General features: G+C 52.1%; 20 protein-coding genes. 6 read left to right on the top strand and 14 right to left on the bottom strand.

What is annotated here, in order from left to right:
• Positions 1 to 197 precede the first annotated feature (197 nt).
• From yqaB to OGY68_RS14635, 5 genes are all read left to right on the top strand, one after another.
• Positions 198 to 764 carry a fructose-1-phosphate/6-phosphogluconate phosphatase gene (gene yqaB, locus OGY68_RS14655; protein WP_057068123.1) on the top strand — a complete coding sequence of 189 codons (567 nt, stop codon included), beginning with the start codon at positions 198 to 200 and terminating at the stop codon, positions 762 to 764.
• The gene (locus OGY68_RS14650; RefSeq protein WP_003825961.1) at positions 761 to 1189 is read left to right on the top strand and encodes a YqaA family protein; all 429 of its coding nucleotides are present in this window, start codon (positions 761 to 763) and stop codon (positions 1187 to 1189) included. The genes yqaB and OGY68_RS14650 overlap by 4 nt, the downstream gene beginning before the upstream one ends.
• 77 nt (positions 1190 to 1266) lie before the next feature.
• Positions 1267 to 2823, top strand: coding sequence for a glutamate--cysteine ligase (gene gshA, locus OGY68_RS14645; RefSeq protein WP_057068125.1), 1557 nt, complete (start codon positions 1267 to 1269; stop codon positions 2821 to 2823).
• Positions 2824 to 2972: 149 nt separating this feature from the next.
• Entirely contained in the window at positions 2973 to 3488 is a 516-nt protein-coding gene (luxS, locus tag OGY68_RS14640; RefSeq protein WP_003037312.1) for an S-ribosylhomocysteine lyase, read from the top strand.
• A gap of 345 nt (positions 3489 to 3833) precedes the next feature.
• Positions 3834 to 5204 carry a carbohydrate porin gene (locus OGY68_RS14635; protein ID WP_057067666.1) on the top strand — a complete coding sequence of 457 codons (1371 nt, stop codon included), beginning with the start codon at positions 3834 to 3836 and terminating at the stop codon, positions 5202 to 5204.
• A gap of 48 nt (positions 5205 to 5252) precedes the next feature.
• Here the strand turns inward: OGY68_RS14635 and emrB are convergent, their stop codons facing one another.
• The 14 genes from emrB to OGY68_RS14565 all read right to left on the bottom strand — a co-directional run bounded on the left by emrB (position 5253) and on the right by OGY68_RS14565 (position 19541).
• Complete coding sequence (gene emrB, locus OGY68_RS14630) at positions 5253 to 6791, bottom strand: multidrug efflux MFS transporter permease subunit EmrB (RefSeq protein WP_003825966.1); 1539 nt, start codon at positions 6789 to 6791, stop codon at positions 5253 to 5255.
• A 16-nt stretch (positions 6792 to 6807) separates the two neighbouring features.
• Positions 6808 to 7980 (bottom strand): multidrug efflux MFS transporter periplasmic adaptor subunit EmrA, encoded by a 1173-nt coding sequence (emrA, locus tag OGY68_RS14625; RefSeq protein WP_003825968.1) that lies wholly within the window; start codon positions 7978 to 7980, stop codon positions 6808 to 6810.
• Between the two features lie 129 nt (positions 7981 to 8109).
• Positions 8110 to 8640, bottom strand: a complete 531-nt coding sequence (gene emrR, locus OGY68_RS14620; RefSeq protein ID WP_003037300.1) for a multidrug efflux transporter EmrAB transcriptional repressor EmrR — start codon at positions 8638 to 8640, stop codon at positions 8110 to 8112.
• Between the two features lie 90 nt (positions 8641 to 8730).
• Positions 8731 to 9066 carry an L-valine transporter subunit YgaH gene (gene ygaH / locus OGY68_RS14615; protein ID WP_003825969.1) on the bottom strand — a complete coding sequence of 112 codons (336 nt, stop codon included), beginning with the start codon at positions 9064 to 9066 and terminating at the stop codon, positions 8731 to 8733.
• Positions 9056 to 9793, bottom strand: a complete 738-nt coding sequence (locus OGY68_RS14610; RefSeq protein WP_003825971.1) for an AzlC family ABC transporter permease — start codon at positions 9791 to 9793, stop codon at positions 9056 to 9058. The genes ygaH and OGY68_RS14610 overlap by 11 nt, the downstream gene beginning before the upstream one ends.
• A gap of 122 nt (positions 9794 to 9915) precedes the next feature.
• Positions 9916 to 11100 carry an MFS transporter gene (locus tag OGY68_RS14605; protein ID WP_057067663.1) on the bottom strand — a complete coding sequence of 395 codons (1185 nt, stop codon included), beginning with the start codon at positions 11098 to 11100 and terminating at the stop codon, positions 9916 to 9918.
• Positions 11101 to 11290: 190 nt separating this feature from the next.
• Positions 11291 to 12286, bottom strand: coding sequence for a glycine betaine/L-proline ABC transporter substrate-binding protein ProX (gene proX, locus OGY68_RS14600; protein ID WP_057067662.1), 996 nt, complete (start codon positions 12284 to 12286; stop codon positions 11291 to 11293).
• 189 nt (positions 12287 to 12475) lie between these two features.
• Entirely contained in the window at positions 12476 to 13540 is a 1065-nt protein-coding gene (gene proW, locus OGY68_RS14595) for a glycine betaine/L-proline ABC transporter permease ProW (RefSeq protein WP_057067661.1), read from the bottom strand.
• Positions 13533 to 14735: a glycine betaine/L-proline ABC transporter ATP-binding protein ProV gene (gene proV, locus OGY68_RS14590; RefSeq protein ID WP_003825980.1), complete on the bottom strand. Its 1203-nt coding sequence runs from the start codon at positions 14733 to 14735 to the stop codon at positions 13533 to 13535. Before proV ends, proW begins: the two co-directional genes overlap by 8 nt.
• A gap of 354 nt (positions 14736 to 15089) precedes the next feature.
• Positions 15090 to 16049 carry a class 1b ribonucleoside-diphosphate reductase subunit beta gene (gene nrdF, locus OGY68_RS14585; RefSeq protein WP_057067660.1) on the bottom strand — a complete coding sequence of 320 codons (960 nt, stop codon included), beginning with the start codon at positions 16047 to 16049 and terminating at the stop codon, positions 15090 to 15092.
• Positions 16050 to 16059: 10 nt separating this feature from the next.
• Positions 16060 to 18204 carry a class 1b ribonucleoside-diphosphate reductase subunit alpha gene (nrdE, locus tag OGY68_RS14580; protein WP_057067659.1) on the bottom strand — a complete coding sequence of 715 codons (2145 nt, stop codon included), beginning with the start codon at positions 18202 to 18204 and terminating at the stop codon, positions 16060 to 16062.
• The gene (nrdI, locus tag OGY68_RS14575) at positions 18177 to 18587 is read right to left on the bottom strand and encodes a class Ib ribonucleoside-diphosphate reductase assembly flavoprotein NrdI (protein ID WP_003825987.1); all 411 of its coding nucleotides are present in this window, start codon (positions 18585 to 18587) and stop codon (positions 18177 to 18179) included. The genes nrdE and nrdI overlap by 28 nt, the downstream gene beginning before the upstream one ends.
• Entirely contained in the window at positions 18584 to 18829 is a 246-nt protein-coding gene (gene nrdH / locus OGY68_RS14570; protein WP_048236625.1) for a glutaredoxin-like protein NrdH, read from the bottom strand. The genes nrdI and nrdH overlap by 4 nt, the downstream gene beginning before the upstream one ends.
• A gap of 280 nt (positions 18830 to 19109) precedes the next feature.
• Positions 19110 to 19541 carry a carboxymuconolactone decarboxylase family protein gene (locus OGY68_RS14565; protein ID WP_003825991.1) on the bottom strand — a complete coding sequence of 144 codons (432 nt, stop codon included), beginning with the start codon at positions 19539 to 19541 and terminating at the stop codon, positions 19110 to 19112.
• A gap of 90 nt (positions 19542 to 19631) precedes the next feature.
• On the opposite strand from OGY68_RS14565, the gene pdxR reads away from it, so the two are divergent.
• The gene (gene pdxR / locus OGY68_RS14560) at positions 19632 to 20966 is read left to right on the top strand and encodes a MocR-like pyridoxine biosynthesis transcription factor PdxR (RefSeq protein ID WP_286617150.1); all 1335 of its coding nucleotides are present in this window, start codon (positions 19632 to 19634) and stop codon (positions 20964 to 20966) included.
• Positions 20967 to 21014 lie beyond the last annotated feature (48 nt).

The following is a 21014-nucleotide window of genomic DNA, read 5'->3' as shown; positions in this document are numbered from 1 at the left end:
CATCCGTAGCTCAGCTGGATAGAGTACTCGGCTACGAACCGAGCGGTCGGAGGTTCGAATCCTCCCGGATGCACCATCTTGTCCCTCTCTCTAAATCATTTCCACATACTCTCTGAACACCCCTCAATTCGCTGTCAGCGACAAAATCAATCAATTACGATAAAATAACGTCTGGTCACTCGGCTTGTGAGAAGACGATGTACGAACGTTATGCGGGTTTGATTTTTGATATGGATGGTACCATCCTGGATACCGAGCCTACGCATCGTAAGGCGTGGCATGAGGTATTGGGGCATTATGGACTACGGTTTGATGAACATGCCATGGTCGCTCTCAATGGTTCCCCAACGTGGCGTATTGCGCAGTCGGTAATTGAATTGAACCATGCCGATCTTGATCCTCATGCACTGGCACGTGAAAAAACCGACAAGGTGAGAAGCATGCTGCTGGATAGCGTCCAGCCTTTGCCGTTGTTTGATGTCGTGAAAGCCTGGCATGGTCGTCGTCCTATGTCGGTAGGTACGGGTAGTGAAAGCGCAATTGCAGAAGCGCTGCTCGCTCACCTTGGTCTGCGTCGCTATTTTGATGCTGTAGTCGCAGCCGATCACGTACAACACCATAAACCGGCTCCTGATACGTTTTTGCTTTGTGCCGAACGTATGGGGGTTGTTCCGGCTCGTTGCGTCGTGTTTGAAGATGCCGATTTTGGAATACAGGCGGCGCATGCCGCGGGAATGGATGCCGTGGATGTCCGGTTATTGTGAGTGATGGACTGTCGCTCCTGTCACTGTTTGCCAGCAGTTTTCTCAGTGCCACGCTATTACCCGGCAATTCTGAAGTTGTTCTGGTTGCTTTGTTGGTTTCCGGGGTCAGTCATCCCTGGGTCTTAGTCTTAACAGCAACAATGGGTAATAGCCTTGGAGGGTTAACTAACGTTATCCTTGGGCGTTTCTTTCCATTGCGTAAAACATCGCGCTGGCAAGAAAAAGCCACAGGCTGGTTGCGGCGCTATGGCGCTGTCACACTATTATTAAGCTGGATGCCGGTTGTGGGGGATTTGCTGTGCCTGTTAGCCGGGTGGATGCGCATCTCGTGGGGCCCAGTTCTCTTTTTCTTATGCCTTGGCAAGGCGCTGCGCTATGTTGTTGTCGCAGCGGTTACGACACAAGGCATTATGTGGTGGCACTAATTGTGTTGTGGGATAGCCTTCAGGGTAACCAATACCATTATGCTAATTAAAACGATTTTGACAGGCGGGAGGTCAATTTGATCCCGGACGTATCACAGGCGCTGGCCTGGCTGGAAAACCATCCTCAGGCGTTAAAGGGGATTCAACGTGGTCTGGAGCGCGAAACGCTGCGTGTTAATGCAGATGGGTCATTAGCAACGACAGGCCATCCTGAGGTGTTAGGCTCAGCGCTAACGCATAAGTGGATAACCACTGACTTTGCCGAAGCATTGCTGGAGTTCATTACTCCACCCGGTGACGACATTGAGAAAATGCTCACGTTCATGCGCGACTTACATCGTTATACCGCCAGAAATCTTGGCGAGGAGCGTATGTGGCCGTTGAGCATGCCTTGCTATATTGCCGAAGGTCAGGATATCGAACTGGCGCAGTATGGTTCGTCGAATACCGGTCGCCTGAAGACGCTGTACCGTGAAGGCCTCAAAAACCGCTATGGCGCGTTGATGCAGACAATCTCGGGCGTACACTACAACTTCTCGCTGCCTATGGCTTTCTGGCAGGCGAAATGCGGTGTAACCGAAGGTGAGGATGCTAAAGAGAAAATCTCCGCGGGCTACTTCCGTCTGATCCGCAACTACTACCGTTTTGGTTGGGTGATTCCGTATTTGTTTGGTGCCTCCCCGGCCATTTGTTCCTCATTCCTGCAAGGAAAACCAACAACTCTGCCGTTTGAAAAAACCGACTGTGGGATGTATTACCTGCCGTACGCAACGTCGCTGCGTCTGAGTGATTTGGGCTATACCAATAAGTCGCAAAGCAATCTCGGAATTACGTTTAACGATTTGCATGAGTATGTGGCAGGATTAAAGCGCGCGATTAAGACGCCTTCCGAGGAGTACGCGGCGATCGGTCTGGAGAAAGACGGTAAGCGTCTGCAAATTAACAGCAATGTTCTGCAGATTGAAAATGAGCTGTATGCGCCTATTCGCCCGAAACGCGTCACTCGTCGTGGAGAAACGCCATCAGATGCGCTTCTGCGTGGCGGTATCGAGTACATCGAAGTACGCTCGCTGGATATCAACCCGTTCTCGCCTATCGGCGTGGACGAGCAGCAGGTGCGCTTCCTCGATCTGTTTATGGTCTGGTGTGCGCTGGCTGATGCCCCGGAAATGAGCAGCGATGAATTGCTGTGTACGCGTAAAAACTGGAATCGCGTGATTCTCGAAGGGCGTAAGCCTGGGCTGACGTTAGGTATTGGCTGTGAAACAGCCCAGTTCCCGCTGCCGAAGGTTGGGAAAGATTTGTTCCGCGATCTGAAACGCGTGGCACAAACGCTGGACAGCATCGATGGGGGAGAGGAGTATCAGAAGGTCTGTGATGAACTGGTTGCCTGTTTTGACAATCCTGAACTGACTTTCTCTGCCCGGATCCTACGGTCTATGATTGATGAAGGCATTGGCGGCACGGGCAAAGCGTTGGGTGAGGCTTACCGAAATCTGCTGCGTGAAGAGCCGTTAGAAATAGTGCAGGAAGCTGAATTTATTGCTGAAACCGAGGCTTCAAAGCGTCGTCAGCAGGAGATCGAAGCGGCTGATACTGAGTCGTTTAGCGTGTGGCTGGAAAAGCACGCTTGATACAAAAGAAAAAGGCCACTCGGGAGTGGCCAAAATTTCATCTCTGAAAACAGGGATGATGATAACAAATGCGCGTCTTTCATATACTCAGACTCGCCCCGGAACAAAGAGTTCAGATTATTTTTAAAAAATTTATCGGAGGTGGCTAAATGCCGTTGTTAGATAGTTTTACTGTCGATCACACCCGGATGGAAGCTCCCGCGGTCCGGGTTGCAAAAACGATGAACACCCCGCATGGCGACGCAATCACCGTGTTTGATCTGCGTTTCTGCATTCCGAACAAAGAAGTGATGCCTGAGAAAGGTATCCATACGCTGGAACACCTGTTTGCAGGTTTTATGCGTAACCACCTTAACGGTAACGGCGTTGAGATTATCGATATCTCTCCGATGGGATGCCGTACCGGCTTCTACATGAGCCTGATTGGTACGCCGGACGAACAGCGCGTAGCCGACGCATGGAAAGCGGCAATGGCGGACGTGCTGAAAGTACAGGATCAGAACCAGATCCCGGAGCTGAACGTTTACCAGTGCGGTACGTATCAGATGCACTCTCTTAGCGAAGCACAGGATATCGCGCGTCATATTTTGGAGCGTGATGTACGCGTGAACAGCAATGAAGAGCTGGCGCTACCAAAAGAGAAACTGCAGGAACTGCATATTTAGTCTTATTGATTAGCTGTTTCAGTATTTAAATTAACCCCGGCTTATGTCCGGGGTTTTTTATTTCTTAATATAATGTGTGTTTATTATATTTGCGGCGAGAATATATTTTAATTTAAATGATGCTTGACCTGTTAAATAATAAAATGTGATCTGGCAAACAGAAAGAGGTGGATAATTAACGATGCCAGAGTGTATTGATCACATAAACTAAAAAACATAAATAATTAATAGAAAAACATAATGGAATGCGCCAGATATCCGGGTAATAACAAGACTCTTTTAATAGCCGGTAGATAGGGTTTTTATCAAATCTTATCTGGTATACATTAAACTTTAGGGATGAAAATGAAGGCTAAATATTTGGCGCTGATGATCGGTGCTTGCTTTTCTCATAACCTTTGGGCAGCAAATAATATCACTATTGAGCAGCGTCTGGCTGAACTGGAGCAACGTGTTGTTAATGCCGAAAAACGGGCATCCGATGCCGAGGCACAAATTCGCTCGCTGAAGCAGCAGCAGGTCGCCGCTACGCCGACGGTGAATGTCCAGTCTGCCGAGCCGATTGCAGCAGGTGAAACTCCGCCTAAGCTGACATTATCTGGCTTCAGCGATATTAAGTTCTATGGCGATGTCGAATTTAATATGGATGCGGCAAGCCGTTCCGGTAGCCTGACATCGATGAGAACATCAGCGAATAAAGATTGGGTACCAGGAACCAATGAACGCTGGGATATTAACGGACGCCTGTTGCTGGGCTTTGATGGCTACCAGCGGCGGGACAACGGTAATTTTGCAGGGTTCTCGGTACAGCCTCTGGCGGACCTGACCGGAAAAATGAACCTCGATGATGCCGTTTTCTTCTTTGGTCGTGAGAATGACTGGAAAATTAAGGTTGGTCGTTTTGAAGCCTACGATATGTTCCCGCTGAATCAGGATACGTTTGTTGAATATTCGGGGAATACAGCGAACGATCTCTACAGTGACGGTTACGGCTACATCTATATGATGAAAGAAGGACGGGGACGTAGCGACAGCGGGGGTAACTTCCTGCTGAGCAAAACCATCGACAACTGGTATTTCGAAGTTAACACATTGCTGGAAAATGGCAGTACGTTATATACCGAGAAGCAGTACCACGGAATGGATTTAACCAACGATAAAAACGTGGCTTACGTCCGTCCGATTATCGCCTGGCAAAATGGGCGTTTTTCAACGGCGATAGCGATGGAAAGTAACGTCGTTAACAACGCCTACGGTTATTACCAAAATGGGACGTGGATCGATCAGTCAGATCGTACGGGCTATGGTTTTACCATGACCTGGAATGGTCAAAAAACGGACCAGGAAGATGGCGCGGTGATTAACCTGAATACCGCCTATATGGATGCGACCGATGAGACAGATTTTACCGCAGGGGTGAATGCGTTGTGGCATCGATTTGAACTGGGTTATATCTATGCGCATAACAAAATCGAAGCCTTCAATGCTACCAATATCGATGCCGTTTGTGAGGACGATTGCTGGATCACCGATCCCGGCAATTATGACATTCACACTATTCATGCCTCATATTTATTCCCCAATGTGATGGATATGAAAAACTTTAACATCTACCTCGGTGCCTATGCTTCATGGGTAGAGGCCAATCCGAATAATGGTGATAACAGCGAAGATGCGCGTTACGGCGGGCGTCTGAGATTCAAATATTACTTCTGATTGTAGGTCTAATAAAAAAGGGATCCGCAGATCCCTTTTATCAGATAGTTAGTGTGCGCCACCGCCGCCGCCGCCCGCACCGAAGGGCGGTTTGGCGAACCACACCAGGCCAAGCAGGACCAGGAAGATCCCCGCCGACATCCAGAAGATTTCGTTAGCGGAAATAATCAGCCCCTGATTGGTGATCTGCTGAGCTATCCAACCTGAAGCCTGCTGGTGCGTCATCCCTAAATCTTGCAGCTTATCGTACATAGCCTGTGCATTTGGGTTGTAGGGGTTAACAGATTCCGTTAGCTGCGCATGATGCAGCGACTCGCGGTTTGTCCACATTGTCGTCGTAATCGATGTGCCAATGGAACCTGCCAGCGTTCGCGTAAAGTTCGACAAGCTGGATGCCGCCGCCAGACGCTCGGGCGGCAAGCCGGACAACGTAATGGTGGTTAGCGGCATAAAGAAGCAGGCTACCGCGAACCCCTGAATAAACTGCGGCCAGGCCGATGCGCCAAAGTCCATACCCGGCTCGAACGTCCACGCACGCCAGTAGAAACAGACGGCGTACATAATAAAACTGAACGTTACCAACCGACGCATATCCAGCTTGTGCGCGAAGCGGCCGATAATCGGAGACAGGATCACCGGAATCACCCCAACCGGCGCTGACGCCAGACCAGCCCAGGTTGCCGTATAGCCGTATACCTCCTGCAACAGCTGCGGCAACAGGACGATTGCGCCGAAGTAAAGCATATAGGCCAGGCTGATACACAGGCAGCCGATGGTAAAGTTGCGCGACTTAAACAGCGAGAGATCGACAATGGGGTGCTCGTCGGTAAGCTCCCAGACGATCAGGAAGCTGATAGCGACAACGGCGACCACCGTCAGGATGATAATCTCCTGCGAGGCGAACCAGTCCAGCTCTTTGCCGCGGTCGAGCATAATCTGCAAACTGCCGATACCGATGACCAGCAGTGCCAGACCAATGGCGTCAATGCGCCGCTGCTCGGTTTTGGTTTCCCGACCGCGCAGGGTTTGCAGTGTCATCAATACCACCACAGCCCCGATTGGCACGTTGATAAAAAATATCCAGCCCCAGTGATAGTTGTCGCTGATATAGCCCCCAAGAATAGGACCACATATCGGGGCAACAATCACCGTCATCGACCATAGCGCGAGGGCGATGGAACGCTTGGCGGGTGGATAGTTATTCAGCAACAGGCTCTGTGACAGCGGAATTAATGGACCGGCGACAATACCCTGGATTACGCGGAAGAAAATCAGCATGTTCAGGCTGGTGGACATCCCGCATGCCCATGACGCAATGACGAAGGCGATAGTTGACCACATAAAGAGTCTTACTTCGCCAAAGCGTTTTGCCAGCCAGCCGGTGATCGGAATAGAGATAGCGTTCGCCACCCCGAATGAGGTGATCACCCAGGTTCCCTGGCTCAGTGAAGAGCCGAGGTTCCCGGCGATAGTGGGGATCGCCACGTTAGCAATGGTGGAGTCCAGCACCTGCATGAATGTCGCCAGGGACAGCGCGATCGTCATAATGACGAGCTGCGCGCCTTCCAGCGGTTTTTGCTGTTGCATCACACGCACCTTTGAATTAGCCCGCGTTGGCCCGCACGATCTCTTCGATCATCTTATTGACCGGAGCAAGGTTGATTTCACGTGCATTACTTTCTGATACCGGCGTGGTACGAACCTGGCTTGCCAGAATTTGTCCGTCACGATTTGAGGTATCTACCGTAACCAGCGTAGACAAACCAATACGTAATGGATGCTGTGCCAGTTGCTGCGCATCCAGTTCGATACGTACCGGCAGACGCTGGACGACTTTGATCCAGTTGCCGGTTGCGTTCTGCGCTGGCAGCAGGGAGAAAGCGCTGCCCGTACCCATATCGAGACCGACAACTTTACCGGTATATTTTACGTCATCGCCGTAAATATCGCTGATAACGGTCGCCGGTTGGCCGATACGCATGTGCGCGAGCTGTGTTTCTTTGAAGTTGGCATCTACCCACAGGTTAGTGGCCGGAACAACCGCCATCAGCGGCGTGGTTGGGCTAATTTGCGCACCAGGCTGTACGGCGCGACGGGATACATAACCGGTCATTGGGCTGACAATTCTGGTACGTTCCAGCGCCAGCCAGGCATTGCGCACTTCGGTGGCAGCCTGTTGCACAGCGGGCTGATCTTCCAGCTTGCTACCCAGAATCATCGCCTGGTTAGCATTATATTGTTGGATCGCGACATCAAGCTGGGCCTGAGCGCTGGCGACGGCATCACGAGCGTGTTGCAGCTCTTCGCGGCCAATCAGGTTGGCATTGCCCAGCGGAACTCGGCGATTAAAGTCGCTTTGTGCCTGCGCCAGTGCGGTTTTCTGCACTTCAATGCTTGCCTGTAACTGCTTGCTGTTGATCATCAACTGGTGCGTCTGACGCACGCTGGAAGCCAGCGCAGTTTTGGCTTTTTCAAATGCCTGCTTTGCGTCTGTCTGGTCGAGGGTGACCAGCACATCGCCTTGTTTTACAAAGTCAGTGTTATCAGCCCAGACTTTCGTCACGCTGCCTGATACCTGAGCCATGATTTGAACCTGGTTCCCTGCCACGTACGCATCGTCTGTCTCTTCGACATGACGAAGTACTAAAAACCAATAAATCCCATATGCCACGGCAATGATAATAAAGAGCAAGGTCAGAAGGAGCAGCATACTTTTACGTTTGCCATTCTTCTTGACCGGTTGCTGCGGGGTTTGAGTCTCCGCATTTGCGCTCATGTTGTTCTCCACGATCTTATTTTTTTCACATCGGCTGAGCCGACCTGTTTATCAGACAGGCCAGCAGTATGCGTGCTGGCCTGTCGGTTTTTTCATTTATAAATCTGGATTTCTGAGCGAGTCAGCGCGTTAGCGCAGCGCTTCTAACACCGCGCCATCCTGCTCCATCTGATCAAGACGGGTCAGAAGTTTACGGGTAATTTGCTCAAGCTGATCTTTTTCGGTGGTGCTAAGAGACGACCAGAGCTGATGCAGGCAGTTATGCTGAGGCGGTAACACCTCTTGCAAAAAAGCATGGCCTTTCTCGGTCAATTGCAGATGCAGACAGCGGCGATCGTTATCGCTTTCACGACGTTCGATCCAGCCACGTTTTTCTAACTCATCCGCAATGCGGGTAGCGTTAGTGCGTGACGAGCCAAGCGCGCAACTCAGTTCAGAAGGCTGAATACTGTGGTTTTCCTGAGACTCCAGCGTAATCAACGCCATAAACAATGTCTCGTTAATCCCTTGAGCTTTCAGCATCTTATTGCGGTTTTCCAGCAACTTACCCTGCATGTGCATACAGAGGCGAGTCAGAAGCACTTCCTGATAAGGGAACTCTTCGTAGCGGCTGGCGCGAAATTTTAGCATTTGTTCAATGGGCGTAAACGAACTATCCATTTGGGTATAACCTCATTAATTTCAGCCGATATAGTAACGACAGTGACAAATAAAGTAAATGTATTATTTCTTTAAAATGATTGTTTTTATCTATAAGCCAACAAGCATTTTCCAGGCTAATCCATAGCCCAGAGCACTCAGTAACGTTGGAATGATGATGCTGCGGGTCTTATAGAAGCTTGCGCCCAGTATGACAAACCCCACCAGCGTAGGCACGAACCGACGAGCGTCGTGCATAACTTCTGGTGCGGTAGACACCACCAGCAGGGCGCAAATAGATGCAATGCCAATAGTGTCGAGTAGTATGCCCGTCGCGCCGCGCTTCGTCGGGCGAACATTGCCTACCCCAAGACGGAGTGGCAAATAGCGAAAACAGTAATTAACGCAGCCGACCAACAGGCCAAGTAGCAGAACCTCATAGCTCATCAGGACCTCCCTGCCAAAATGACTGGATGAGCGCCGTCAGGCATCCGCAGACAATACCTGCAAGGATAGCGGCAGGTATGGAAAACAGCATGACGCCAGCCAGCGCCCCAGCCAGGGAGGCAGTCACGCAGAGCGCTTGTTTACGTTGGAATGACGCGAGCAGGAAGCTCATAAACAGCGCCGGGAGCATGAATCCCAGTGCCGCTTCAACCGCCGGGTAATCCTTGAGTAAACCACTGCCGGAAAACGCGCCGATCACCGTACCAAACACCCAGGAGGCCCAGGAGCACAGTGCGATGCCGATCATCCAGTTTTCACTCCAGCGCCGATTATCCCGGACCAGTTTTGCCGTTGCGGCGGCAAAGACTTCATCGGTAAGGCCAAAAGCCCACAGTGCACTTTTGGGTTTACTCAGTCGCTGGGCTATTCGACTGCGCAGGGAAGGGCCGTACAAAACATGACGGACATCCATGGCCATGACGGTAAGGGCGGCGACCCACAGCGAACTGCCCGCAGCAAGCATGGTGGTAATGACAAACTGGCTGGCTCCCGCATAGATAATGCAGGAGAAAAAGACGCTTTCAACCGGCGTAAAGCCAAGGCGAGTGGCATTGAGACCAAATGCAAAAGCGACCGGAATATAGCTGATGACTATTGGCAGGCTGTCTTTGAATCCTTCCGTTAACGTTGCCGAACAGGATTCAGACTGGGGTACAGGGCTTTCCATAGGGTTATAGGTTTCATTACCGAAATTAATATAACTTGGTTCAATGAGTTATAACCTTAGCAGACTGATGGGCTCCTTAACACCCTGTGGAGCCCAATCAGCGGTAAACATGCGCTATACGCTTAATTTACGGCTTCCTGACGGTGAAAACCTCGCCACCAGACCACCAGGTTGAGTACGGCAACGGTCGTACCCGCCAGACAAACGCCAGCCCACCCGGCATGCTGCCAGGCAGAGGCTGAAATTAGCGAACCTGCCGCTCCGCCAATAAAATAGCTGGTCATGTATCCGGCGGTCAGGCGATTACGCGCATCCGGATGAATGCGATAGATAACCGTCTGGTTGGTGATGTGTACTCCCTGAACGGTGAGGTCCAACACCAGAATACCGATAATCAGCATGGGGACTGAAGTGTGCCCAAACCAAATAGCAAGCCAGGAGAGCAGCAGTAAGAGCAGCCCCATGGTTGTGGTCAGGTGGGATTTACCTTTATCGGCAAAACCGCCCGCAGGACGTGCGCCTAACGCCCCTGCGGCCCCCGCCAGACCGAACAGACCAATCATTCCTTCCGAATAGTTAAACGGCGGCGCGGCGAGCAAAAACGCCATTGAGGTCCACAGAATACTGAAATTGGCAAAAGTCAGGCAGCCCAGCATCGCGCGGGTACGCAGCAATTTATCGTGAATAAACAGGCTGAATACCGAGCCTAACAGCTGAGGATAGTTAAGATGAGTATCGGATTTCATCTTCGGCAGGCCGCGCCACAGCGCAACCGACATCAGCGCCATTAATACTGATGCGACCCAAAATACGGTGCGCCAGCCGCCAAGATTCGCCAGCAATCCCGCCACGGTGCGCGCCAGCAGAATACCTAGCAGCAGGCCGCTCATAATCGTGCCGACAACCTTCCCGCGCTTGTCCGGTGTGGCAAGCGTTGCCGCCAGCGGAACCAAAATCTGTGCCACAACCGAGAACAGCCCGGTCAGAGCGGTGCCGAGAATCAGCATACCCAGCGACTGGCTGCTGGCGGTGATCAGCATGCCGCCAGCCGCGAGCAACGTCATGGAGACAATCAGCATCCGACGTTCAAACATATCGCCGAGCGGCACTAAGAATAGCAGGCCGGCAGCGTAGCCGAGCTGGGCCGCAGTGACGATAAACCCTGCAGTACTGGCAGATAGCGAAAAGTTGCGCGCGATGGTGTCGAGCAGCGGCTGCGCATAATAGTTACTGGCGACGGCGAGGCCGGTGGCAATAGACATTAACAGGATCAGCGAAGGGCTAAGTCCCTGAGTAGTTTTCGTCATTGTTTTCAACTGAGTAATGGGTTGCAGAAAACAATCATAACGGAAGTGATTAAATGTTGCTGATTTGTTGAGTGATGGATTGTGCGATTGGGGGAGGGAGGATCGGCCGGATTAGGTGCATCGCGCCACCATCCGGCATTTATGCGGTTACAGGCCTGATGGCGCTACACTCATCAGGCCTGTGAGTGGATTATTTCTGCGCGGCCAGCGCTTCGTTCACCCAGCCGTCAAACTGCTGCTGGTGGGCTTTGATCCAGCCGTCAACGTGACCCTGTACGTCGGCTTCAGACGCTTTCCCGTCGTGCATCATTGCGTTCTGCGCGTTGATATCCGCCAGCGGCAGCTTCATGATGGCAAACAGTTTCGCCGCAGCCGGGTTTTTCTCCGCCCAGGCTTTATTGGCGACAATATGCATAGTGTTCACCGGGAAGCCGTAGTTGGCGCCGTTTGGCAGTTTGGTATCAATATCTTTCTGCTCGCCTGGCAGGGAAGAGAACGGCACCTGCAGCCAGACCACATCTTTACCAGGTTTCATTACGTCGCTCACCCAGTACGGTGTCCAGGTGTAGTAAAGAATGGGTTTACCTTCTTTGAAGCGGGTAATGGTATCGGCCATCATCGCCGCATAGTTACCGTGGCTGACCTCGACGGTTTTTTCCAGATCGAAAGCTTTGTTCTGGTGGTTGATTACTGCTTCACAGCCCCAGCCCGGTGAACAGCCCATCATATCGGCTTTTCCGTCACCGTTGGTGTCAAAGATTTTGGCGATCTTCGGATCTTTTAACTGGGCGATATTGGTGATTTTATACTGCTCAGCGGTTTTCTTGTCGATCAGATAACCCTGTGCGGCACCCGTAACGAATACCCCCTCGCGATAAAACTTTTTGTCTCCGCCCGCAGCGGCGTACATATCATCATGCAGCGGCTGCCAGTTCACGGCGGTAAAAGTTGCATCGCCAGAGGCAATGGAGGTATAGCCGACGTTGTAGTCAACTTCGCTGGTTTTGTTAACGGTGTAACCCAGTTTCTCCAGCGCACGGGCGACTAACTGCGTCTGGAAGGATTCTTCAGAGATAGTGCTCTGGATTGGCTGTACGGTGATGCCTTTGCCCGGCAGGTCGGCAGCGAAAGCGCTGGTGGAGACAAGGGTGGCAAACGCTGTGGCAATAATTATTTTCTGTCGCATCGTTGTTCCTTATTGCACTTCATCCTTCAAGCTGCCTCTTTGTTGGCTGCACTCATGCACCCCAGTCACGTACTACTTGTACGCTCCTGGGGATACATTCGTTTACCGCCGCGATGCAACTTGAATGATTTTGTGCAAGTTAATGAATTGTAGGCCCGGTAAGCACAGCGCTACCGGGCAACGGGTGAATTACTTCGTGAAAGGGCGAGTGATAAGCCCAACGGGACCGGTGGTGTACCAGCGACGGTTGCCACGACTACGCGAGTCGCGACCGACGGCCTGCGTCAGGCGGTCGAGAATGATAGCGAGGATCACAATCCCAACCCCGCCGACGGTGGCAAGCCCCATATCCAGACGACCGATTCCGCGCAGAACCATCTGGCCCAGTCCGCCGACGGCAATCATCGACGCGATGACGACCATTGAGAGCGCCAGCATCAGCGTCTGGTTAACCCCGGCCATAATGGTGGGCATTGCCAGCGGGAGCTGCACTTTAAACAGCATCTGACGCGGGCTGGCACCAAACGAGCGCGAAGCTTCAATCAGATCGGCTGGCACCTGGTTAATCCCCAGAATAGTCAGACGCACGATTGGCGGCAGGGCGAAGATAATCGTCACCACTACGCCCGGGACGTTACCAATACCAAACAGCATGACAATCGGCACCAGATAGACAAACGCGGGCGTGGTTTGCATGGCGTCCAGCAGCGGGCGAACAATTTTTGCTGCTCGTGGACTGCGCGCCAACCAGATCCCCATCGGCAGACCGATCACCACGCAGAACAGCAGCGCGGTCAACACCAGCGCCAGGGTTATCATGGCCTGCGACCACGCGCCGATGGCACCGATAGCAATCAAGGAAATCAGCGTCGCAACGCCCATCCCCACGCCGGAAATCTGCCAGGCAATCAGCGCGAACAGGATAATCGCCACGGGCGCTGGCATACCTAACAGCAGCTGTTGAAAGCCGTTGAGAATGTAATCCACCGGGACACGAATGCCCTGGAAGACCGGACGGAAATGGGTAACGACCCAGTCGATCCCCTCTGTGACCCAACTGTCAAGCGGGATCAGCGTTTTATGGAACGGATCCATAATATTGAAATGCTCTGGTGCCGGCGCGGGTGCGCTGGTCAGCCAGTCCGCGCCACCACCGTCAGTGGGTGCGCCTGATGGCGTACTCCAGGCATCAGCATTTTGTGCGGTACTGTCGGCCGCTGGTGTGGTGTCCCACGGATTAGTTTGATCAGCCATTGTTTACCCCCTCACGATCTAAAGCCTGTAACAGCATGCGTTTTGAAATGACGCCCACATACTGCTGTTCCTCATCTACAACCGGCACCGCGCACGGGGCCTGACCGACATGAGAAAGCAACTCGCTGAGAGGGGTTTGTGCATCTACGGCTAACGGCTCATCGATCAATGCCGCTTCAATACCTTGCGCCTGACTTAACGCTGTTTTTAATGAGTCGATAGAGACAACGCCAACGAATTTATTGCCGCGTTCGATCACGTAACCATATTCGCGATCTTTGTCCTGCAATAATTGCAGCGCAGAACGTGGACCCACCCCGGGGTTTTTACGAATCAAACCTTCGGGACTACGGCGTGAAATATCTTTCGCGCTAAAGACCTGGCTAATATCGACACCACGGAAGAAGGTGCGTACATAATCATTGGCCGGATTATTCAGGATTTCATCTGGCGTGCCGACCTGGACCACTTCACCGTTTTGCATAATGGCAATTCTGTCGCCAATGCGCATGGCTTCGTCGAGGTCATGCGATATAAAGACCACGGTGCGTTGATGCTTCGCCTGTAGTTTTACCAGTTCATCCTGCATCTCAGTACGAATTAATGGATCGAGGGCTGAGAAGGCCTCATCCATTAATAAGATGTCAGGGTTAATGGCTAATGCGCGGGCGAGGCCTACACGCTGGCGCATGCCTCCGGAAAGTTCATCCGGGTAGCCGTGAGCATAATTCTCCAGACCAACCTGGCGCAGCGCATCTAACGCTTTTTCACGACGTTCATCCGCACCTACGCCGGCTAATTCCATGCCGAATGCCGTATTGTCGAGAACCGTCATGTGCGGCATCAGGGCAAAGGACTGGAACACCATCGCAATCTTTTTTCTGCGCACCTCGCGAAGCTCAGCATCGGATATCCGGGCGATGTCTACGCCGTCAATCAATACCTGCCCGCGGGTGGGTTCAATCAGGCGATTGAGAAGGCGTACCATTGTGGATTTACCCGAACCGGATAATCCCATGATGACAAATATCTCGCCTTCTTCAATGGCCAGACTGGCGTTCTTAACGCCAAGCGATAGCCCCGTTTTATCCAGAATCTGCTCTTTTGAAAGTCCTTTTTCAATATATTTGAAGGCTCTCTGGGGATGCTCTCCAAATATCTTATAGAGATTTTTAACTTCTAATTTAATTGCCATGCAATAGAATGATTCCTGTTATTTGTTTATATCGATATATTACCTGATGGAAATAGTGACCTTTTTCTACCCTAACATACTGAGAATCTGAGACAACCCTGAATTTGGTTGTGGCATGAATATTGCCAAAGGCCAAGTGGCGGGACTTCCCGTGATATAAGGGCTGAGCGCGAATGTGAACGGGTTAATATTTTTTGTAAATGGCAATGAAAAATCGCCTGAATTGCTGGAATGCAGGCGAATAATGCGGCTGATATTGAGTGTAGATCACACAATTATATTTGCACGACAAAAGTGTGATCCTGTTAAAATATCTCCGCGAAAAATGTACGGTATTTCCCGTGAAAATGAGCGCTAGAAATTCCAGTCGTCATCTTCTGTTTCGACCGCTTTTCCCATCACATAAGATGAACCGGAACCCGAGAAGAAATCGTGGTTTTCATCAGCGTTGGGCGACAGCGCGGCAAGGATTGCCGGGTTAACCTCCGCCATTTCAGGCGGAAATAGCGCCTCATATCCCAAATTCATTAATGCCTTATTGGCGTTGTAACAAAGGAAGGCTTTGACGTCATCCACCCAGCCGGTTTCTGCATACAACTCTTCCGTATAACACGCTTCGTTATCATACAATTCCATCAGCAGGTCAAAGGCAAAATTCTTTAACTCCTCGCGTGCGGATTCGGAAATATGCTCCAGACCTTTTTGATATTTATAACCAATGTAATACCCATGAACTGCTTCATCACGAATGATCAGACGAATGAGATCGGCGGTATTGGTCAATTTGCCGCGGCTGGAAAAATACATTGGCAACCAGAAGCCAGAATAGAACAGGAAGGATTCCAGAAACACGCTGGCTATTTTTTTCTTCAACGGTTCGTCGCTGGCGTAATGTGTCAAAACGATCTGCGCTTTGCGCTGAAGTGGGGTATTTTCCTCACTCCAGGCGTAGGCAGCATCCACGTCTTTGGTCTGGCAAAGGGTAGAGAATATAGAGCTGTATGAACGGGCGTGCACCGCCTCCATAAAGCTGATATTCGACAGCACCGCTTCTTCATGCTGCGTTAACGAATCAGCCATTAACGCTGGTGCTCCGGCAACATTCTGAATGGTGTCGAGCAGCGTCAGCCCGGTAAAAACGCGGATTGTTAACTGCTGTTCGGCGGCGTTCAACGTTTGCCAGGCCGGAATGTCATTGGAGAGCGGGACCTTTTCCGGGAGCCAGAAGTTACTGGTCAGACGGTTCCATACCTCAAGATCTTTATCATCCTCAATCTTGTTCCAGTTGATGGCGCTCACGCGGGATAATGTCATTTTCTCCTCCTTACAGCGCGCATGACACGCAGCCTTCGATTTCGGTGCCTTCCAGCGCCAGCTGGCGTAGTCGGATGTAGTACAGGGATTTGATGCCCTTACGCCAGGCGTAAATCTGCGCTTTATTGATATCGCGCGTGGTGGCGGTATCGGGGAAAAAGAGCGTCAGTGAAAGCCCCTGATCGACATGGCGCGTTGCTTCAGCATAAGTATCAATGATTTTTTGTGGGCCGATCTCATAGGCATCCTGATACAAGGCCAAATTCTCATTGGTCATAAACGGGGCAGGGTAGTAAACGCGCCCGGTTTTGCCCTCTTTGCGAATCTCCACTTTCGACACGATCGGGTGAATGCTTGACGTGGCATGATTGATGTAAGAGATAGAACCGGTGGGTGGAACCGCCTGTAAATTCTGGTTATAAATGCCGTAGCGCATCACATCTTCACGCAGCTGTGACCACATCTCGCGCGTCGGCAGCGTAATGCCGCTGGTGGCAAACAGCGTGCGAACCTTGGCGGTTTCTGGCTGCCAGTCGCCCTGCAGATACTGGTTAAAATATTCGCCGCTGGCGTAGCGCGACTGTTTGAATCCGGCAAAGGTTTGACCGCGCTCGCGGGCGATCTTCATTGACGTATTCAGCGCATGCCAGGTGATGGTATAGAAATAGAGATTGGTAAAATCCAGCCCTTCCGGCGAACCGTAGGCGATCCCTTCCCGCGCCAGATACCCGTGCAGATTCATCTGCCCAAGACCAATCGCGTGCGACGCGCTGTTTCCGGCCTCAATCGAGGGCACGCTGCGGATATGGCTCATGTCCGAAACGGCGGTTAAGCCACGAATCGCCGTTTCCACGGTACGACCAAAGTCGGGTGAATCCATGGTATGGGCAATGTTCAACGAGCCGAGATTGCAGGAAATATCGTGCCCGGTCTGCGCGTAATTGAGATTTTCATCGTAGGTGGAGGCACTGTTAACCTGCAAAATCTCCGAGCACAGGTTGCTCATATTGATCCGACCGGCAATCGGATTGGCGCGATTCACCGTATCTTCAAACATGATGTAAGGATAGCCAGACTCAAACTGGATCTCGGCCAGCCGCTGGAAGAAATCGCGGGCGTTAATGAATTTTTTGCGCACACGTTCGTCGGCAACCAGTTCGTCATACCGCTCACTCACGGCGATATCACCGAAAGGTTTGCCGTAAATCCGTTCCACGTCATACGGTGAGAACAGCGCCATTCGGGCATTTTCTTTCGCCAGTTGAAAGGTAACATCCGGGATCACCACGCCAAGCGAGAGCGTTTTGATGCGGATTTTCTCGTCGGCGTTTTCGCGCTTGGTATCGAGAAAACGTAAAATATCCGGATGGTGTGCGTGCAGATACACCGCCCCCGAACCCTGACGTGCCCCGAGTTGATTCGCATAAGAAAACGCATCTTCCAGCATTTTCATTACTGGGATCACCCCAGATGACTGGTTCTCAATACGCTTAATGGGCGCACCTGCCTCGCGCAGGTTGGAGAGTAAAAATGCCACGCCGCCGCCGCGTTTGGAGAGCTGAAGTGCGGAGTTGACCGCCCGACCAATAGACTCCATGTTGTCTTCAATACGCAACAGGAAGCAGGAGACCAGCTCACCGCGTTGCTGTTTGCCGCAGTTTAAAAAGGTTGGTGTGGCGGGCTGAAAGCGCCCGGAGAGCATTTCATCGGTCAGCTGCATCGCGAGCGCTTCATCGCCCTGCGCCAGCGTGAGCGCCACCATCGTGACCCGATCCTCAAAGTCTTCGAGATAGCGCTTACCGTCGAACGTTTTTAGCGTATAGCTGGTGTAGAACTTCCATGCGCCGAGGAACGTCTGGAAACGGAATCCGCTGGCGTGGGCGTGATCGAATAGCTTCAGCACGAACGCGCGATCGTAGCGGGCTAACACGCTGGCATCGTAATAGCCTTCATCCACCAACGTTTCCAGGCGCTCCTGCTGGCTGGCAAACGCCACCGAGTTTGGGCGGACGTGGGCGGCAAAGAAGGCCTCCACGGCCTGATGGTCTTTGTCGAACTGAATGCGCCCGGCTTTATCGTACAGATTCAGCATGGCGTTCAGGGCGTGATAATCCAGCGTTGGCTGCATTACACGTTCTGCGGTTGTCGTTGCCAAAATTCGCTCACTCCTTTTCGAACGTTGTCGATATCGCTTTGGGTGCCCATCAGCTCAAAGCGATAGAGCCACGGCACGCCGCATTTTTGTGAGATGACATCACCCGCGCGACCGTAGGCGTCACCGAAATTACGATTGCCGGAGGCGATCACCCCACGGATTAACGCCCGGTTGTGCGTATCGTTTAAAAAGCGGATCACCTGTCTTGGGACCGCGCCAGCAGTGCCGCCGCCGCCGTAGGACGGCACGATTAATATGTAAGGTTCGTCTACCCGGATCCGCTCGCGTTCGTTAAGCGGAATGCGGATGGCTGGCAGCCCCAGACGCTGCATAAAGCGGTGCGTATTTTCGGAGCTGCTGGAGAAGTAGACGAGCTGACTCATGCGCTGGCCACACGGTGTTCCGGATGCAGACGGTTGATCATGTCCGGGCGAAATCCTGACCAACTGGTTTCACCCGCGACCACGACCGGTAGCTGGCGAAATCCTTGATCGCGCAGGCTATCAGCCAAATCGGGCTGTAAATCGACGTTTACCATCTCAAAGTCAAAACCACGGCTTTCCATTGCCCGTTTGGTGGCGTGGCACTGAACACAGTTATTGCGAGTGTAAATAATAATACGCATGATTCGCATTTCCATTTAAAAATAAAGGATCGGCGCGATAGAGGGCGTCCGGTTGTATGTGTCCTGATAGAAGAGATACTAGATGTAGTTTTAAAAAGATTCAACCATACAAGATATGGGAATTTTAGATTGATGATGAGCGGGGTGATGAGCGTGGCGGGGGAAGTGGTATGTACCATCGCAGGTTGCCGGATGGCGACGCGTCGCGTCTAATCCGGCCTACAGGAAAGTACATCCTGGGCCGGATAAGGCATTTATGTCGCCATCCGGCAGCGCAAAATCACATGCGCATCCCCACCGCCAGACGGTTAAAGCAGTTCATCAGACTAATGGCAAATGTCAGGTCGCTAATTTCTTTCGCGCTGAAATGGTCTAACAGCGGCAGATAAACGTCATCTTCGGCGTGAGTAGTGGCAATCTGGGTGACCGATTCGGCCCACGCCAGCGCCGCACGTTCCTGTTCGCTGAAGTGGTGACTCACCCGCCAGCCTGCCAGTGCGTCCAGTTTGGCCTGCGCAACACCGGATTTGCGCAGCGCTTTACTGTGCATTTCCAGACAAAAGGCGCAGCCGTTGATTTGCGAGACCCGCAGGTAAATCAGTTCCGTCAACGTAGGTTCCAGCGCGCAGTTTTCCAGCGCTTGGCTTGCCTGAACCAGAGCGTTATAGATTTCGGGACTGAGTTCGTAATAGGGCTGGCGTAACATTGTCATGGTATTTCTCCTCGTTTGGATGACCCGCAATGTAGCACTATAATGGACTGCAACAGAGAGCCATATTGTTGCCAAAAAAGCAGACCATAAATGCCACGTTATCAGCAAATCGCCCGTCAGTTAAAAAACGCAATTGAGAAAGGCGAACTCAAGCCTGGTACCAGATTGCCCTCCAGCCGGACCTGGGCCCAGGAGCTGGGAGTATCACGCTCGACGGTGGAAAATGCCTATGCCGAGCTGGTGGCGCAGGGCTGGCTCGCGCGGCGTGGACAGGCAGGAACGTTTGTCAGTGAGCAACTGCGACCAGAAAGGGCGCCTGCATCGCCTGCCATCTTCGCCGGAGAAAATCCCAGACCGCAACTATTTCAGATGGGATTACCCGCACTCGATCTTTTTCCGCGTGAAGTCTGGGCACGGGTGATGGGACGGCGTTTACGCACCCAAACGCGTTTTGATCTGGCGGTGGGCGATGTATGTGGCGAACGGGTGTTACGCCAGGCAATTGTTGATTATCTGCGCGTTTCACGCAGCATAGAATGCCAGCCAGAGCAGATTTTTATCACTTCAGGCTATGCGGCATCAATGACGTTAATCCTGCGCGCTCTGGCGCATCCCGGTGAGGGAATGTGGGTCGAAGATCCCGGTTTTCCGCTGATCCGGCCCGTGGTGGCTCAGGAACGCATTGAGTTGATGCCGGTAGTGGTGGATGCCGATGGTCTGGATGTCAGCGCCGGGATCCGCGACTACCCGCAGGCGCGTTTTGTACTGCTCACTCCCGCTCATCAAAGCCCTCTGGGGGTAGCACTGTCTTTGGACCGTCGCCACCAGTTGCTGGAGTGGGCGACTCGTGCGCAGGCGTGGGTAATCGAAGATGACTATGACAGTGAATTTCGTTACCACGGTAAGCCGTTGCCGCCGCTAAAAAGTCTGGATGCGCCTCAGCGGGTGATTTATGCCGGAACGTTCAGCAAATCGATGTTTCCGGCTTTGCGTACGGCATGGCTGGTGGTGCCTCTGACCCAGGTTGAACGCTTTCGCCAACAAGCGGCGCTAACGGCCTGTAGCGTTCCGGTTCTATGGCAGCAAACGCTGGCGGATTTTATGCGAGACGGCCACTTCTGGCGACACTTAAAACGTATGCGACAGCATTATGCCGAACGACGACAATGGATGGAAAACGCCCTGACCGAACAAGGGTTTAGCGTCATTCCTCAGGAAGGTGGGATTCAACTGGTGATGAGTGTAGACGGAGATGATACTGCGCTGGTGCGCAAAGCGAATCAGGCCGGGTTAGCGGTTCAGGCGCTAAGCCGCTGGCGAATAACGTCAGAAGGAAAGGGGGGAATATTGCTGTCATTTACTAATATCATCTCGGCGGAAATGGCGCAACAGGCGGCCTACCAACTGAGGTTGGCGCTGACATAAATCTGTACGTTACTTAAGATATTCGTCTCATCGTGTTCACTCGTTTAT

This window comes from Citrobacter sp. Cpo065, from assembly GCF_030332805.1.
GTDB classification, from domain to species: Bacteria; Pseudomonadota; Gammaproteobacteria; order Enterobacterales; family Enterobacteriaceae; genus Citrobacter; species Citrobacter portucalensis.
Note: the sequence above shows the minus strand (reverse complement) of the source record. Positions and strands in the feature narration are given on the sequence as shown.